Annotated in this window: 15 protein-coding genes; 10 read left to right on the top strand and 5 right to left on the bottom strand. The window is 52.3% G+C overall.

Translation table 11 applies throughout. The features are described from left to right. Complete coding sequence (locus PBOR_RS34090) at positions 1-1,662, bottom strand: histidine kinase N-terminal 7TM domain-containing diguanylate cyclase (RefSeq protein ID WP_052429771.1); 1,662 nt, start codon at positions 1,660-1,662, stop codon at positions 1-3. A gap of 149 nt (positions 1,663-1,811) precedes the next feature. Between PBOR_RS34090 and hprK the strand changes: the two genes are divergently transcribed. Then, positions 1,812-2,729 (top strand): HPr(Ser) kinase/phosphatase, encoded by a 918-nt coding sequence (hprK, locus tag PBOR_RS34085; protein ID WP_042218518.1) that lies wholly within the window; start codon positions 1,812-1,814, stop codon positions 2,727-2,729. A 65-nt stretch (positions 2,730-2,794) separates the two neighbouring features. Further along, the gene (locus PBOR_RS34080; protein WP_042218515.1) at positions 2,795-3,079 is read left to right on the top strand and encodes an alpha/beta-type small acid-soluble spore protein; all 285 of its coding nucleotides are present in this window, start codon (positions 2,795-2,797) and stop codon (positions 3,077-3,079) included. A gap of 75 nt (positions 3,080-3,154) precedes the next feature. On the opposite strand, the gene PBOR_RS34075 is transcribed toward PBOR_RS34080, so the two are convergent. The 3 genes from PBOR_RS34075 to PBOR_RS34065 all read right to left on the bottom strand — a co-directional run bounded on the left by PBOR_RS34075 (position 3,155) and on the right by PBOR_RS34065 (position 6,116). Further along, entirely contained in the window at positions 3,155-3,733 is a 579-nt protein-coding gene (locus PBOR_RS34075) for a class I SAM-dependent methyltransferase (protein WP_042218513.1), read from the bottom strand. Between the two features lie 24 nt (positions 3,734-3,757). After that, positions 3,758-5,254: a GNAT family N-acetyltransferase gene (locus PBOR_RS36560; protein ID WP_081972303.1), complete on the bottom strand. Its 1,497-nt coding sequence runs from the start codon at positions 5,252-5,254 to the stop codon at positions 3,758-3,760. Between the two features lie 64 nt (positions 5,255-5,318). Next, the gene (locus tag PBOR_RS34065; RefSeq protein WP_042218512.1) at positions 5,319-6,116 is read right to left on the bottom strand and encodes an AIM24 family protein; all 798 of its coding nucleotides are present in this window, start codon (positions 6,114-6,116) and stop codon (positions 5,319-5,321) included. 216 nt (positions 6,117-6,332) lie between these two features. On the opposite strand from PBOR_RS34065, the gene PBOR_RS34060 reads away from it, so the two are divergent. The 5 genes from PBOR_RS34060 to PBOR_RS34040 all read left to right on the top strand — a co-directional run bounded on the left by PBOR_RS34060 (position 6,333) and on the right by PBOR_RS34040 (position 11,630). Beyond that, positions 6,333-7,571 (top strand): ATP-binding protein, encoded by a 1,239-nt coding sequence (locus tag PBOR_RS34060; protein WP_042218510.1) that lies wholly within the window; start codon positions 6,333-6,335, stop codon positions 7,569-7,571. 89 nt (positions 7,572-7,660) lie between these two features. Further along, entirely contained in the window at positions 7,661-8,101 is a 441-nt protein-coding gene (locus tag PBOR_RS34055) for a tetratricopeptide repeat protein (RefSeq protein ID WP_052429770.1), read from the top strand. Positions 8,102-8,121: 20 nt separating this feature from the next. Further along, positions 8,122-8,934, top strand: a complete 813-nt coding sequence (locus PBOR_RS34050) for a sugar phosphate isomerase/epimerase family protein (RefSeq protein WP_042218509.1) — start codon at positions 8,122-8,124, stop codon at positions 8,932-8,934. A 333-nt stretch (positions 8,935-9,267) separates the two neighbouring features. Further along, the gene (locus tag PBOR_RS34045; RefSeq protein ID WP_042218507.1) at positions 9,268-10,974 is read left to right on the top strand and encodes an ABC transporter ATP-binding protein; all 1,707 of its coding nucleotides are present in this window, start codon (positions 9,268-9,270) and stop codon (positions 10,972-10,974) included. Between the two features lie 80 nt (positions 10,975-11,054). Continuing rightward, positions 11,055-11,630, top strand: coding sequence for a GNAT family N-acetyltransferase (locus PBOR_RS34040; protein ID WP_042218506.1), 576 nt, complete (start codon positions 11,055-11,057; stop codon positions 11,628-11,630). 415 nt (positions 11,631-12,045) lie between these two features. Here PBOR_RS34040 and infC read toward each other — a convergent pair whose 3' ends face one another. After that, positions 12,046-12,558, bottom strand: coding sequence for a translation initiation factor IF-3 (gene infC / locus PBOR_RS34030; RefSeq protein ID WP_042220243.1), 513 nt, complete (start codon positions 12,556-12,558; stop codon positions 12,046-12,048). A 192-nt stretch (positions 12,559-12,750) separates the two neighbouring features. On the opposite strand from infC, the gene PBOR_RS34025 reads away from it, so the two are divergent. From PBOR_RS34025 to PBOR_RS34015, 3 genes are all read left to right on the top strand, one after another. After that, positions 12,751-13,332, top strand: a complete 582-nt coding sequence (locus PBOR_RS34025; RefSeq protein ID WP_042218502.1) for an RNA polymerase sigma factor — start codon at positions 12,751-12,753, stop codon at positions 13,330-13,332. Further along, a complete protein-coding gene (locus PBOR_RS34020) occupies positions 13,325-14,170 on the top strand; it encodes an anti-sigma factor (protein ID WP_042218501.1) in 846 nt (281 codons plus the stop codon). Before PBOR_RS34025 ends, PBOR_RS34020 begins: the two co-directional genes overlap by 8 nt. 170 nt (positions 14,171-14,340) lie before the next feature. Next, complete coding sequence (locus PBOR_RS34015) at positions 14,341-15,387, top strand: DUF4097 family beta strand repeat-containing protein (RefSeq protein WP_042218499.1); 1,047 nt, start codon at positions 14,341-14,343, stop codon at positions 15,385-15,387. Positions 15,388-15,399: the final 12 nt, after the last annotated feature.

Below are 15,399 nucleotides of genomic sequence, written 5' to 3'. Positions count from 1 at the left end.
CTATTTTCTCGCAGAAACAATCTGATTGCGGCCCTGATGCTTGGCTGCGTACAAGGCTTTGTCTGCCGATCTGAACAAATCGTTCAAGTAAGTCGTTGTACTCATGGGCGGGGAGACCTTGAATTCCCCGATGCTGAGCAGTCCTATGCTGATGGTGATGGATATAGGCTCGTCTATATTATCAATTCTGATTTGGTTGGACTCAATGCTCGATTTAAGCTGTTCTGCCAGCTCATACGCCTCATCCTCTTCCGTATCGGGCAGGTAGATAAGGAACTCCTCGCCGCCATAACGGGACAGAATATCGGAGTGGCGCAGATTACGCTGCAGGACCTCCACCGTACTGCAAATGACCTCATCTCCGGCCAGGTGGCCGTAGCGGTCATTGACCATTTTGAAATAATCGATGTCGATCAGTATAATGGTCGAAGGGACCCTGGGATCCCGGTCCTTCATTAATTCATTCTCCAGCTGCTGCATGAGATAATGGCGGTTGAAGCAGCCGGTCAGGCTGTCGGTGATGGCCATCTTCCGGAGCTTGGCGTTCGTCTGGAACAGCTCTTCCTGGACTTTGATTAAGGCGGAGTTGCGCTCCTGCAGAATGGTGTTCTGCTGGTTCGTCTCATCAATGAGGCGCCGAAGCTCGGTTATATTCTGGAAGGTGACAATCCGGCCCACCCTCACACCGCTCACCATAATCGGTGCAGCATGAATGCTGATGTACATTTGGAGTGCGGGATACATTAGTTCTGTCTCGGTTACCTCAAGCGGATGGTCAATGTAGGTTTGCAGGAACTGTTCGGTCTTCACGATGTTGCCGCCGGGCAGGTGGCGGGCCATATCGAACCTCTCTCCGGGATTCAGCCGGATCTGGGGAAGCAGAGCCTGGTTGATTTCGACCACCTGTTCTTGATCGTCGAGGACAAGGATTCCGTACTCCATCGTATTGATAATATCCTGGTGGGCGATAGTTACAATATCAAACACCTTATCCTGGTGAATGGTAATCACGAAGAATGTAGCCGACACGACTATGCCCAGCGAAGTAAAGCCCGGAATAACCGGCAGATAATCGTCCAGGATTACATTCAGGAACACATCGAGCATCAGGAAGGCACATACGGCAACAATCCCTTTTAACATATACATGATCTGATTCTTGATTCGGGGCGCCTGGTCGGAGACCAGAGCTACATAAATGATATATAGGGATACGATGGCATGAAGGATGAGAATAGACATGTTAATCCAGAAAATAGGCCCGTAGATCCGCTCCACATATCCGCCGTTTACCGGGAGAACAAACCAGCCGTTCGGATTCAGCACCACAGCCAGCGACGACAGGAATGCCGGAACAAGCAGGGCGATTAATATTTTGCGGTTAAGGAATTGCGATTGTCCTGAGAGCAGAATGGTGAAGAAGATCCAGCCCGTCGTCAGCAGGGAGGCATCGACAAACGCGAGTTTCACATAGAATAGCTGATAGACGGGATCATCCACGGTCCGGATGGCAAACTGGCAGTAGGGCCAGATCATCATGGAGAAATGAAAACCCAGGTAGACCTTGTGCAAATTTGTAATTGTAACCGAAGTAAATATGTATATAAACAGAAGAAACAAGACGAAGCACATCATCAGATCAATCCATGACTCCAAGGCCAATATACTACACCTTCTTGATATATTTAGTGTTTTATTGATTTTTCTGGGTCAAAGGTCTTATATATTGATTTTAATATATAATTAGCGTGTGCAGATTACAAGATTTTTAAATGAATCTATCGGAAGAAAATGGTTGGGAGGAGAACAATATGAAATCTATCACCGTTCAGAATCTTACGGACAAGTTTCATTTGGAAGTGCTGGCAGGGGCAGAACGCATGGACCGCGTCATTACCCGTCCACGGACGCACAGACCCGGGCTTGAGTTTGTCGGTTATTTCGATTTCTTTCCGATGGCACGGGTACAGGTGCTCGGCCGCAAGGAGATTAACTATTTATTGACGCTGAGTGTAGAAGAACGCATGCTGCATATCGGCAATATCGTCAAATATCATCCGCCTTGCTTCATTGTAACGAGCGGCCAGCAAGAGATCCCTTATCTCACCTTATACTGTAATCAGGAGGGCATTCCGCTGCTGCGGACACCAGAGGTAACGACAGAGTTTATTGCCAAGCTGGACAGCTTTCTGGTGAAGACGCTGGCGCCGGAGCTGTCAATTCACGGGGTGTGTGTTAACGTGTCGGGCATCGGAATTCTGCTTCGGGGCAAGTCCGGGATCGGCAAAAGCGAAACGGCGCATACGCTCATCAGACGGGGCCACCGGTTCGTGGCCGATGATATTGTGGTGCTCAAGAAGCTGGGACCGGCGACGCTGCTCGGGACACATAATGAGACGACCCGTGAGTTCCTGGCGCTGCGCAGCATCGGCCTGATCAATGTCGTGCGCCAGTACGGGCGCAGGGCCTTTCAGGATGAGACGCGGATTGTACTGGATATCGAGCTGGCACCGTGGCAGGAGAATTCACTCAATAATGAGCTGGAGCTGGTTCCCCAGTTCACGGAATATCTCGGCGTTCAAATCCCGCATATCGAGGTTCAGCTTCAGCCGGGGCGTGATGTGGCCGGACTGATCGAAGCTGCGGCGAACAACTGGTATCTCAAGCAGCTCGGTTATAGCGCGGTGGAAGACTTCATGAAGCGGATTGAAGACGGGATGCAGTCTTAAGGCGGGATAATCACATACACTCCGGGGCAACTTAGAATAAAGACAGCAGAGGGAGTGTAGCGGAAATGGCGAGAAGAAACAGGAAATACGCGGTGCCCGGGTCAGCTCAGAGCATGCAGACCTTCAAAGCAGAGGTCATGAGACAAGAAGGATATCAAGTAGATCCGAATCATCCGGACGATGTGAAATACGAGGTGGCGAAGGAGCTCGGTATCCCGCTGCAGGCGGGGAACAACGGTAAGCTGACTACGGAATCGGCAGGGCAGATTGGCGGCAGAATCGGCGGCTCCATGGTCCGCGAGATGGTCCGTCTGGCACAGGAGCAGTTAGCGGACAAGGGGAAGTCCTAGAATACGCGATCAATCGAAATGGCCCAAGGCAGCGGCAGCTTTTGGGCTATTTGCAGTTCCTAACGCTGATAATATTCAGAAGCTGTAGACATACACCTTCGTGCGCAGCCGGTCCGGGCAGGTGATGATGCGGACAGGCTGCTTGTCCGGCAGCGCGAAGCAGACACTGATCACAGCTGCACCTGGCGGCAGCTCCTGCCTGAGCTTGGGAGCAAGCCGTTCCATGGCTCCGGGGAACAAGTAACAGAGCACAATATCGGCATCGCCGAAGCTGCTCTTATACATATCGCCCCGCCTGAAAATAATCTTGCCCCGCAGCCGCTCCCGTTCGCCCTTCACTGGCAGAAATCGTGTGCATACTACCGCAAATAGCTGTGAGAACCACAAGGGGATACTTGAGTTCTCTATGCCGGTCAGCCGTTTGCCGGGGCAGCGGCGGATGACTTCCAGGCCCAGCGTTCCCCAGCCCGACCCCGCCTCCAGAATATTGGCGTATCCCGGGATACGGTTCACCTCCCCGGCTACTGCCGCCCTTACTGTCCTGGAGGCGGGCATCGGCGATATTCCGTTCTTCCAGCTTACGAGCACAATCCAGACTGCCGACAGCAGAATGAGAAGGGCTATGGTCCAGGGAATACTCTCAGTAATGGGCATATACAGCTCCTTCTTAATCCGTGTTCACGCCAGGCTGCCGCTGTAATATTTATACTCTGAATTAATCTTAAATCCGGCGCCGAGGTAAAGATCCAAAGCCCGTTTATTCTCGGTGACAACCCCTAGACGGATAGAAGAATAGTTCTTCTGCAACAGGAAATCAACAGTCTGCCGGAGCACCTTCCCGCCGTATCCTTGGCCCTGACAGGCGGGCAGTATGCAGAAATTATGGATAAACGCTGTTGCCTCATTCACGTAATTCACCCGGATCAGGCCGATCCGCTGGCCGCCCGCCCAGGCAATATAGGTTATACGCTCCGGTTCATTCGTTTGCAGGAAATACTCGCGGGTGGAGTCTTCGGAGTCTCCGAAGGCCTGGGACGAGCAGGAGACCATGAATTCGAAGTCCTCCGGCAAGGAAGGGAGCAGATGTACATCTGCCGGAACCGGGCCTCTGGACTCCGTATGGGCGTACAACATCGAGTATTCTGACCGTTCAAAATCAGCACCGGTAGCCTGTGCCGCACGGAGTCCTGCCTGCGAGCTGCTGGGAACTCTGTAGCTGAGCCTGTGTACGGCGAGAGGTGCGATATCTTCCTTGGCGCGCTGCACAAGACTGCGGAATACACCCTCACGGCGGTAATCCGGATGGACCATGGCATTAATCTGTGCATAATCGCCTTCGGATGCAAACCAGCTTAGCAAACCTATGAGCTGATTTCCGCGATAGCAGAGCAGGGCATGGTCGCCATCTTCTTTGACGAGATGTTCAAGGTCCGCACTTAATTGGGCCGAATCGGCATCGCTGCACAGCTGCTCCAGTGCAGTAATGTCCGCCGCCTGCTGCCTGGAGTTGAAAGTCATTGGAATGATGTTATTTAACCGGAGAAGCTGCCGGAACTCATCAACACTCTCAAACACGCCATCCGGCGAAACATCGTAGGCCTGGCTTTGGAAGGTAGACAGCCAGCGGACACCGTAGGTCGGCAGTCCGGCAGCCTTGCCCGCGAGAATATCGGCATTACTGTCCCCTACGAATACAGCATGGGATGAATCAATGCCAAGTGTACGCAGCGCGGAGAGAATGCCTTCGGGATCAGGCTTGGGCTTAACGACATCATCTCCGGTAATGGAGATATCGAAGAAGCGATCCAGATCCAGCGCCCCGGCCGATATCTGATAGGCCCGTCTGCTTTTGCCGGTAATGACTCCAAGCTTCATGCCTTGCGACTTCAACGCTTGAAGTAATTCTACAATGTGCCCATCATTCTGAAATTCCTCGAAATGTCCCTGCTTATATAACGCATAATAATCTTCTATAGCTTGCGGAACCGAAGACGGGTCGGCGAAATTGCCCCCAATGATGTCTTCCTCGGTGGGGCCAAACATGGCGATAAGTTCATCGCGGGTGACTTCTCTATGATCGTATTGCTGAAATACGGCCTGGAACGCATGGAAGGATAACGGCAGCGTATCTGCGAGTGTTCCGTCGAAATCAAATAATACAGCTTGAATAGACATACGGATGGCCCGTCCTTTAGATGAATTTAGGTTGGATGGAGCATTGCCTCAAGTGGCGTCAGAATCAGGAGGTAGGTGCAGCCTGAAACAGGCTGTTCTTGTAATTCATGAGCGGTGCCAGCCAGACCATACCGGTTCCCCGGTATACATTGACCAGGCCTTCGCCGGAAACGGCAGAGCCCATGCGGGTTTTCCCGGATTTCTCTACGGTAAAATCAAGCGAGTTCGACCACATCAACGCGAAATTACCATCTACCTTAAGCACATCATTCTGCAGCTCGACCACCACGGCTTCCTCCGATGGAATCGGAGCTTCGAGGGCGATAATCCCTTTACCCCGTGCGCTCAGGTTAAACAGTCCTTCTCCGCCGAGTACGGCAGAGGATACATTCTTACGTGCAGCGACGGCAATTTCCAGCGTGGACTCGCAGGCCAGGAACATGCCGTCATCAATCACGATATGGTCATTGTCGACGTCAATCAGCCAGAGATACTTGTAGGTGGTTTCGAGCATAATCGTCCCGGTGCCTTTATAGAGCGGTTTGATAGCACTCGTGCCTGTTGCTGCACTGGATATAATATTGCGCATCAGGCCGCCGACACCTTTGACACCCGACGTCATTTCGATATTGCCGATCATATACTGCATAGCGCCTGCGCTCAGCATAACCTCGCTATTATGAAGCTCAATCATCAGCTGCTTGTTGCGCATATTGCTCTTGCTCATGAAGAAGTTGGCCTGGGCTTCCAGCATGGAGGTGCTGCTCAGATCCTCCTTATATTCAATGACCGAGAATCCGCCAAGCTGTTCTTTGATTACAACATTAGGGTTGTCCTTCAGATTATTAATGGTAAAAGCCATAATGATTCCTCCCCTGAAATGCGGTTATGTGGCATGTGAATTGATTATATCAGAGTTAATAACATGTGGTAATCTATTGGAAAAATTGCAGAAGCTTATTATAGTAATCCGGTTTAGCTTTACTTATAATATTAGTTTAGCGTAATGTTCTAAATATAGTGCACAGAGCACAAACGCGTAGACCATACTAGTATTAAAGCCGAAAGGAAGTTAACTTTGCTTGAGACGTTACTTCTCAATTTCCTGTTTATGCTGTTTCCGGTACTGATCTTCCTGATCTTCTTCGAGAATAGGCCGCATGCCTATAACCGGAAGATTCTTGTGCTGCTCACAGCTATAACTATGATCCTGTGTATCGCCAAGCCGATCACGCTGGAGACAGGATTCATCTTTGACCTGCGTTATGTTCCGTTTATAATCGCAGCTTTGTATGGAGGATACAAAAATGTTCTTCCGCTCTATCTCATACTAAACGTATACCGTTTCTACATAGGCGGAGAGGGAACGATCCACTCGTTTCTTTTTTCAACAGCTGTGCTGATCATTGTCCCATCATTAAGCGCAAGTTTTATCCGTTCGAAGCCCAAGACACGGATCAGCTGGGCAACCGTAATTGCCGTACTTACGATGGGCTGTTATCTGATTGTGCTGAGCGTGGTTATGGAGTCACTGGATATGCAGTTCTGGATGCTAACCTTCTATGCTTTAACCACTCATGCAGCCGTGATGGCCGTCTTAATGATTCTGCTGGAGCAGATCATTACCAATCTCAAGAATCGTGACCGGATTATGCAGTCGGAGCGGCTTAATGTGGTTAGCGAGCTGGCGGCCAGCGTCTCCCATGAGATGCGGAATCCGTTAACGGTGACGAGCGGGTTCCTCCAGCTGCTGAACAAATCGAAGACGCTTACGCCCGAAGAGAAGGGGTATATTGAACTGTCGCTGCTGGAGCTGAACCGGGCGGAGAAGATCATCAGCGATTATCTCTCTTTTGCCAAGCCGCAGGCGGAGAATATGGTCTATTCCAACCTGCAGGCCGAGTGTGAGTATACCAAGAATGTCATCATGCCGTATGCCACAATCCATAAGGTAGCGGTCGAGTTCAGCTTCAACAACTCACTCAGCACCCATTATGACCGGAATCTGATGCAGCAATGTCTGATTAATCTGTACAAAAACGGGATCGAAGCGATGAAGGGAATGGAAGACGGCGTTCTGTCCATTGATATCTCCGAAAGAAAGCAGAATATTATTATCAGCATCCGGGACACCGGCATCGGGATGACGAAGGATGAAATCTCACGGCTGGGCAAACCGTACTACTCCACCAAAGAAGAAGGCACAGGTCTGGGGATGCTTATGGCCTACAGCGCGATCAACAAAGTTAAGGGAGTTATCGAGGTCAGAAGTGAAAAAGGAAAGGGAACCACCTTCGAGATTGCCATCCCGACATGAAGCAGGCAGGGCAACAGTGGGAAACTCTCTGTGAAAATGATAAAGTAATTGTTAGAGGAATGGATATATTAACCGGGAGGCTATTTGTAATGAGACAAGAATTAATTGATCAACTGAACGCTTGGCATGAGGAAGACGAGTTCGAACAAATCGTATCCCGCATCAAAGAGGTGCCGACACCGCTGATTGATGATGAGTTGGCGGTTCATCTGGGCCGGGCGCTCAATAATCTGGGGCGTTATAAAGAAGCGCTTAAATGGTTCAACAAGACCGCCGATAAAGGCAAAAAAGATCCGCTGTGGCATTTCCGTGTCGGTTACGCCCATTATTATCTGGACCAGTACGATGAGGCGATCAAGGCCTTCGAGAAGGCTCATAAGCTGGACCCTGAAGATGAGGACATCATTGAGTTCCTGGAGTGGAGCCGGAATGAAGCGGGCGTGCAGGACGGTTCTGATGAGCCGGAGGATTCGGATGAAGAATCGGACTCTGAAGTTGAACCGGAGGATGCAGAGGATACTAAGCGCTAGGCTGAGAGGGGCTGGAGAGCTTGAAGCTGTCGGTTTTTTACAATCATATTGTGAAGGCAAGCGAGCAGAGCGGCGTGCCGCTTACGGATGTACTGGACAAAGTGCATGCCTATGGCATTGATGGGGTAGAGCTTGATCTGGAAGAGGCGCTGACCGGTACTGAGGCGATGAAAAAAAGGCTGGATGCAGCGGGGATCTCCGTGGCGTCGATGTATGCTTTTTTTGACTTCGGCAATCAGCCTGCCCCCGAGCCGGGGTATGCATTCATTGATACGGCGGCCTACTTGGAAGCCGGTAAAGTGCTGGTCATTCCGGGTTTCATCGAAGAAACGGCCAGCCCGGAGGCGCGGGGCCAGGCTCTTCAGAGCATGGCTGCGGCGCTGAATGCCATTTGTGATTACGCGGAGCGTAAGGGCATCCGTGTGACGATGGAGGACTTCGACGATATCCGGGCGCCGTTCTCGTCGGCGGACGAGCTGCTCTGGTTCCTGGAGCAGGTGCCTAAGCTGTCGATTACCTTCGACACCGGGAACTTCATCTACCGCGGCGAGGATGAACTGGAAGCGTTCGCGAAGCTGAAGGACCGGACAATCCATATCCACTGCAAGGACCGGTCGCTGGAGGACCGCGGCGGAGAGCCCAGAATCAGCGCAAGCGGAATTCCGCTGTATCCTTCCCCTGTAGGATCAGGCTGTATCAAGATTGCCGAGGTGCTCCGGCTGCTGAAGGCAGAGGGATACGCAGATACGCTGGCTATCGAGCATTTCGATGCTGTGGATCAGCTGGGGTATATGGAACAATCGGTGGCCTGGCTGCGCCGGGTGTTGGAGTAGAGGCTTCTCTGCGGGTTGACCGCAGGGCAGGCTGGAGCTTACAATAAAATACAATCTTACAATCGGGGTGAAATGGATGCCATACCGTACTGTCGCAAGGAAGTAGTTATCGGGCTGGGTTGAACGCGTACCAGCCATCAAGGGGGCAGTCTGCCTTTTTGATCACATGATAACTATAACCTTGGACGGTGCCTGGGCATTCATTTTTAGAGCCGGGACACTGCGTTATTCAACGTACAGACCACACCGCATATGCAGGTGGTTCATTCGCGTTGGGTGGCGAAGCGTGTCCCGGCTTTTTTTATACTCATTTCAAGATTGGGGATTGTAAATATGCTGCGGAAATGTCTTGTCCACCTCAAAGGGTGGGTTGCTCTGTATATCATTCTTGGCTTCGCCATTCAGTTCTTAAGCAGTCTGGGCATAGTGGTCTTTCAGAAGATTCTCGATCAGGCAGTGGACGGGACGGGAATCCGCGAAATCACACATTGGATTATCATCTACGGGGCGCTGCTGGGTGCGAATGTAATTCTGAATTATGCGGATGAATATCCGGGCGCCCATCTGTCGAACAGCATCACGGAAAGACTAAAGATCCTGGCCTTGTCCAAAATCTCCAGAATGGATTATACCGCCTATCAGAATATGGGCACAGGCCAGATGATCAAGGTAATTGAGAACGGCGCCGCGGCCGGGAACAGCATTCTGTTTACTTTTATTCTGGGGACACTGCACGAGCTGCTGCCTACCATCCTCTTCAGCTTGTTCTTCATCAGCTATTATGACCTCAGAATCATGCTGGTGATTGCGGGCGGGTATGTGGTGATCTTCGTGATCACGAATGTGCTGCTGAAATATCTCTACCGGATTAAAGCGTCTGTGCTCAAGGAGCAGGAGGCCATGTCCCGCTATTCGATCCGCGGATTCATGGAGCTGGTTGTGTTCCGGACCAATAAGAAGTATGCGCAGGAAATCAGCAGATTGAATGATACTGCACGGCAGATTATTCGCAAAAGCGCTCAGCTGCAGATGATCCATGAGGCTTTTTTTGCCTTATTCGAATTGTTCATTACGGTCATTAAAGTGATTGTCCTGCTCTATGGAGTGAAGAATGTGATCTCCGGGCAGGCCTCGGTCGGGGTTATGGTTGCCTTGTTCATGTTCATTGAGAAAATCTACGCGCCGATTGCCATCTTCAACGTGTTATTCGTCGGCTACAAGCTGAACAGGGTGACCTATCAGCGGTTTGAGGAATTCCTGAATGCCCGGGAGGACGCCAATCTGGAGAAGGGGAAGGCGGTGGCCCGGCTGCAGGGCGATCTTGAATTCAGGGAGGTGTCCTTCGGCTACGGGGAGGTTCAGGTGCTGGACCGGCTGTCCTTCTCTATCGCGCGCGGAACCTCGGTCGCACTGGTTGGCTTAAGCGGAAGCGGAAAATCGACGGTCATTAAGCTGATTACGGGCCTGCTGAAGAAAAGCGGCGGCAAGCTGCTGGTGGACGGCACGGATATCGATGAGCTGAGTCTGAACAGCTACTATGATCATATCTCTTATCTGTCGCAGGATAGTCCGATATTCGATACCACGATCAGGGGAAATATGGTGTTTGACCAGGAGGTGCCGGATGACGAGCTGTATGCGATTCTGGACAAGGTGAATCTGAAGGATAAGGTGCTGGAGCTGCCGGAGAAGCTGGAGACAATGGTGGGTGAGCGCGGCCTGAAGCTGTCAGGCGGTGAGCGGCAACGGCTGGCTTTTGCCCGGGCGGTCCTCCAGAAGCGGAATCTGATCATCCTCGATGAACCGGTCTCGGCGCTGGATAATATTACGGAGAAAAGCCTGATGGGAACGGTGTTTACGGAGTTCAGGAACAAGACGGTCATTATTATCGCGCACCGGCTGAATTTCATCAGCAGAGTAGACCACATTCTGGTGATGGAGCAGGGGAAGCTGGTAGGGGAGGGGGATTTCGATTCCCTGATCCAAGGCTGCGATGCCTTCAGAACGCTGTGGAATAGCGGCAGGGGGCAAACGGATTAAATTATCTTTTACCTTGTGAACCTTCTTCGGCCTGTACTATGCTGGGGTACATCCAGGAGTTGAAAGTGAGGCTAACCGTAATGAATCCGACGTTATCCAGGATGAGGCTCGAAACAGAGCGTTTAATCATCCGTCCCTATATTGAAACTGATCTGAGTGCTTCGTTCGCGCTGATGCAGAATCCTGAGGTGCTGACCTTCATGCATATGGAGGTCATGCCGCTGCATGAGTATGAGGGCTTGTTCCGCTGGCTGATGTTCAGCTATCATACGCCGTTTGAGCTGCCGTTCAAATATTCGTTCGCGGTTTGCAGCAAGGCAACCGGACAGCTGATCGGCTGGTGCGGCCTCGGTGTGCTGGATTTCAGCGCACCGGATACCGAGCTGTATTATCTGATCGGGCGTGAGCATTGGGGCCTGGGGTATGCTACCGAGGCCGCCCGGGCGCTCACGGCTTATGCCTTCAATGTAATCGGGCTGGACCGGTTATATGCCAAGGCAGATCCGCGGAACACAGCGTCACTCGGGGTGTTCCGGAAGCTGGACTTCCGGTTTGAACGTGAGCTGGCCGGGCTAACCGGCGATTATGAGGACTGCAACGGTGAGCTGCTGCATGTGCTGACTAAGGAGCGGTTTGCTGGGCGGCTTTGCAGTTGAAGATAACCCTAGGATGAGCGGGAGATGTACGGAAGACGAGTAGAAGATGAGCGGCCGTGCGGGGGAAGATGAGTGGAAGAAGTTAGGGTTCAAGAATAACGGCTTTGCCGTCCTGTAAAAGGACGGCAAAGCCGTTTCCACTTAATAGATAAGAATGTATATGCTTCGGACTAGAGAGAACGAACGGGACAAGCTCGGATGCTATAAGGACCGGAAATAGTTGGATATTGTCCACTTGCTGATGAACGATAGAACCCTGCTCAAATAACAGTTGGAAAAACAGCACTTAAATCCTCACTTTTCACCCAAAGTAGCTAAACCTAACAATAGTAGATGTTGTTTTTCCACTTGCTTCGGTCCATCCCTCAGAAATAGGTAAATTAAGATACCTTTTTCCACTTGCTTCAAAGCAATATTACGTACGCGGATTTACCCGCACCTGTGCGCCTTTGCCGCTGGTCTGAATTCCGGTGGTTTTGCTTCCGGCCTCCTTCAGATCTGCCAGCAGCCGCTCCAGGACTGCCTTCGCGGCCGCCGCTTCCTTCGCACCGGAGGACTTCACGACCAGCTGCACCGGCTTGCCGGAGCGCAGATGCTTGTCCGCCTGGCGCACCTTCGTGTCGTAGTCATGCTCTTCAATATGGGCGGTGAAGCGCAGCTCCTTCACCTTCTCATTGCCGCCTCCGCCGCTTTGCGGGCGGCTGGTATCACCCTTGCGGGCCGCTTGCGCAGCTGCTTTGCCTTTGCCCTTGGCGACCAGGCTGCAGGGCGGCGGGCTGCTCATCAGCGAGGTGCAGACCAGATCGGCTCCTGCGGATCTGGCCATAGCCAGTGCTTCGTTTCTGGATACGGTGCCGAGCTTCTGGCCCTTCAGCCCGGTGAGCTCGACCTCGGCGGCTTTGATCTGTTCATTAATAAGTACGGCCACGGAAATGAATCCTCCCTTTGCGGATATGATATAGCTATCATATATGGAAGCCGGGCCGGCTTCAATTCCGGAGTGCATGATCTTTCATTCAAAGTTGAGCCGCTTGTGCAAAGCGGTTATACTCAGTGAAACGCAGGAAGTCCAGCGCTGGAGCGCCGGGGTCCTGAATTTTTGTTGAATGGGGGATGGCAATTGAATGACACAGCTGACGATAAGCAGTTAATTCTGCTTATTGCACAGAAAGACTCGAATGCCCTCGAACTGCTCTATGACCGATATGAACGGGTAATCTATAGTTTTGCTTACCAGATCGTGAAGGATTCGATGGCCGCCGAAGAAGTAATGCAGGAACTGTTCCTGAGGGTATGGAAGAATGCGGATCAGATTGATTTCGGCAGGGGCAAGCTGCTCACCTGGATGTTCGCGGTTACCCGCAACCTGGCGATTGATCATCTCCGCAAACGCAGCTCCAGGCTGCCGCAGCACTCCGCAGACTCCGGGAATCTGGATATGATTCAGGACCATACAGCGCTCACCGAGGATCTCGTTGAGCTGCAGATGGCCGGGGAACAGATCCGGGACGCGCTGCTGGGGCTCAGTCGGGATCAGCAGCAGGTGATGGATATGATTTATTATCAGGGCTATACCCAGCAGGAAGTAGCGAACCTTGCGGCAATTCCGCTGGGGACGGTCAAAGGAAGGGTCCGATTGGCAATGAAGCAGCTGCACAAATCATTACGGCACTGGGGAAGGAGGGATCATGCGCATGAGTGAACATAAGGATGATCTCTGTGAACTGGCCGAATTATATGTTCTGGGCGCACTGACGGCAGAAGAGACAGCGCAGTTCGCTGCCCATGCAGAAGCCTGCAGTGAATGCAGGGAGCTGGTAAGTGAATACCGGCAGGTACTGGACCATCTTCCTCTCGCTTCAGAGCCTGCAGAGCCGCCTTCCGGAATGAAGGAACGCATATTATCACGGGTATTAGAGTCGGAAAAGTTGAGTACACCGGCTGCTCCGCCGAAGGCCAGCCCTTATATTCAGCCTGCGGCAGAACGCACCATTGAGCGCGAGTCCGTTAAGGTGGCACCTATAGAACAGGGCCTGCCCAAGGCGAGAATTCCTAAGCCTAGAAAAACCCGCTTCTGGGGTTACTTAAGCCTCGGGCTGGCTGTGGCCGTGCTGCTGCTGATTGTCTATACCGGCCAGCTGCGCGGGGATGTAGACCAGCTGCAGCGGCAGATTGCCTCCGGCACCGGGCCCCTGCAGGGGCTTAAGGTGAATGAGACGGTGGCGCTTAGCCCGGCGGGAGAGGCTGTTTCGGCCAAGGGTGTAGCGACCATTGTCACTGACACATCCGGGACCCACCTCGTAATCCAGGCAGAGGATCTGCCGGAGCTTACAGGCACAGAGGTCTATCAGGTATGGCTGATCAAAGGGGATACGCCGCAGAATGCGGGCACCTTCATCTCACAGGACGGAAACGGGGCACTGTATTATTCGTTTGATCCGAAGGCCTACGATACCGTGGCAATTACGCTGGAGCCGGATGACGGGGGAGATGCCCCGCGGGGACAGATCATTCTGGCAGCGCCGATTAAGCAGGGGTAGCAGCTGAATTCCGCAATGCCGATATTGGCGGGAACCTAATGTATTTCGAAGAACAGCCGGGAGGGTTCCCGGCTGTTTTTTTCTCATCAAACTCTAATCTCCCTGCAAAGTCTTTCTCATCAAGGATGGTTTACCCTAAGGGTAATCACATGAACTGGAGGAGAGAGATTATGAGAATGACGTGGAAACAGGCAATCACAAGCGCTTCACTGGCGGCGGTATTAGTGTACACAGGCATAGCAAATGAAGGGACTGCCGGTGCGCGGCCGTTGTCCGAGGCGGACTTTGAATCTGCGCCAGCACAGGCTTCGGTGTCAGCTCCGGCGGCTGCAGTCTCTCTGCAGACAGCGGGGAAGAAGACGGGGGCGGGATATTCTTTTGACAAAGGCATTACCCGCGTCAGCTTGCCGGCCGGCACGCAAAGTGTCTCTATTGCCAACACGAACGGAACCATCGAAATTAAGCAGGGCAATGTCAAGGAGATTGAGGTCCATATGACCGTGACCGTCCATCAGGCAACCGCGGATGAGGCGAAGGCCGTAGCAGACAAGGCGGGGATGAAGGTAAGCAAAGGGGCTGATCTGGAGATTAGAACCTACAGCGAGTCTTATGGCAATTGGCGATATCCAAGCCTTGAGCTGACGGTTACACTGCCGCAGGGCATGAAGGCCGGGCTTCAGGCAGAGACGGAGAACGGCAATCTTTCTTTGTCAAAAGTTTCTAGTACAGGTAGAATTGAGTTAGCGGCTGTGAACGGAAATATATCTGCTTCCGGCATAGGCAATGCGCTCAAATTACATACGGTGAATGGCAATGTGCAGGTCTCTGAAGCGAAGGACCGCGTAGAGGTCACACTTACCAACGGCAACGTGAAGGCAGAGCAGATTGCGGGAGCCTTGACCCTGAAGGCCACAAACGGAAATTTGTCGGTGAAGGATGCGCTCGCTGCTGTAGAAGCGGTTACCGTAGCCGGGAACATTCATGTGAAGAGCCGGAAGGTCGGCGGAGACTGGAAGGTAACTACAGCGGTAGGGAACGTAGAGCTGGCCTGGCCGGGGAATGCGGGAGTCGTGGTCGATGCGGAATCCGCTTTTGAAGAGATCGAAACGGACTTCCCGCTGACAGTGAAGAATCACCGGGCCAGCGGGAAGCTGGGCGCAGGTACGTATCAGATCCGTGCCAAATCTATGGCCGGGTTATCGCTAATGCAGAACTGATCTTGTGAAGAG

Origin of the sequence: Paenibacillus borealis (assembly GCF_000758665.1) — a bacterium.
Taxonomy (GTDB): domain Bacteria; phylum Bacillota; class Bacilli; order Paenibacillales; family Paenibacillaceae; genus Paenibacillus_AQ; species Paenibacillus_AQ borealis.
This window is presented reverse-complemented; position numbering and strand designations above follow the sequence as displayed.

What these genes read in the sequence shown, in the direction of transcription:
- hprK (WP_042218518.1), top strand. Translation starts at nt 1,812, where the DNA reads ATGAAATCTATCACCGTTCAGAATCTTACGGACAAGTTTCATTTGGAA.
- PBOR_RS34080 (WP_042218515.1), top strand. Translation starts at nt 2,795, where the DNA reads ATGGCGAGAAGAAACAGGAAATACGCGGTGCCCGGGTCAGCTCAGAGC.
- PBOR_RS34075 (WP_042218513.1), bottom strand. Translation starts at nt 3,733, where the DNA reads ATGCCCATTACTGAGAGTATTCCCTGGACCATAGCCCTTCTCATTCTG.
- PBOR_RS36560 (WP_081972303.1), bottom strand. Translation starts at nt 5,254, where the DNA reads ATGTCTATTCAAGCTGTATTATTTGATTTCGACGGAACACTCGCAGAT.
- PBOR_RS34065 (WP_042218512.1), bottom strand. Translation starts at nt 6,116, where the DNA reads ATGGCTTTTACCATTAATAATCTGAAGGACAACCCTAATGTTGTAATC.
- PBOR_RS34055 (WP_052429770.1), top strand. Translation starts at nt 7,661, where the DNA reads ATGAGACAAGAATTAATTGATCAACTGAACGCTTGGCATGAGGAAGAC.
- PBOR_RS34045 (WP_042218507.1), top strand. Translation starts at nt 9,268, where the DNA reads ATGCTGCGGAAATGTCTTGTCCACCTCAAAGGGTGGGTTGCTCTGTAT.
- PBOR_RS34040 (WP_042218506.1), top strand. Translation starts at nt 11,055, where the DNA reads ATGAATCCGACGTTATCCAGGATGAGGCTCGAAACAGAGCGTTTAATC.
- PBOR_RS34020 (WP_042218501.1), top strand. Translation starts at nt 13,325, where the DNA reads ATGAGTGAACATAAGGATGATCTCTGTGAACTGGCCGAATTATATGTT.
- PBOR_RS34015 (WP_042218499.1), top strand. Translation starts at nt 14,341, where the DNA reads ATGAGAATGACGTGGAAACAGGCAATCACAAGCGCTTCACTGGCGGCG.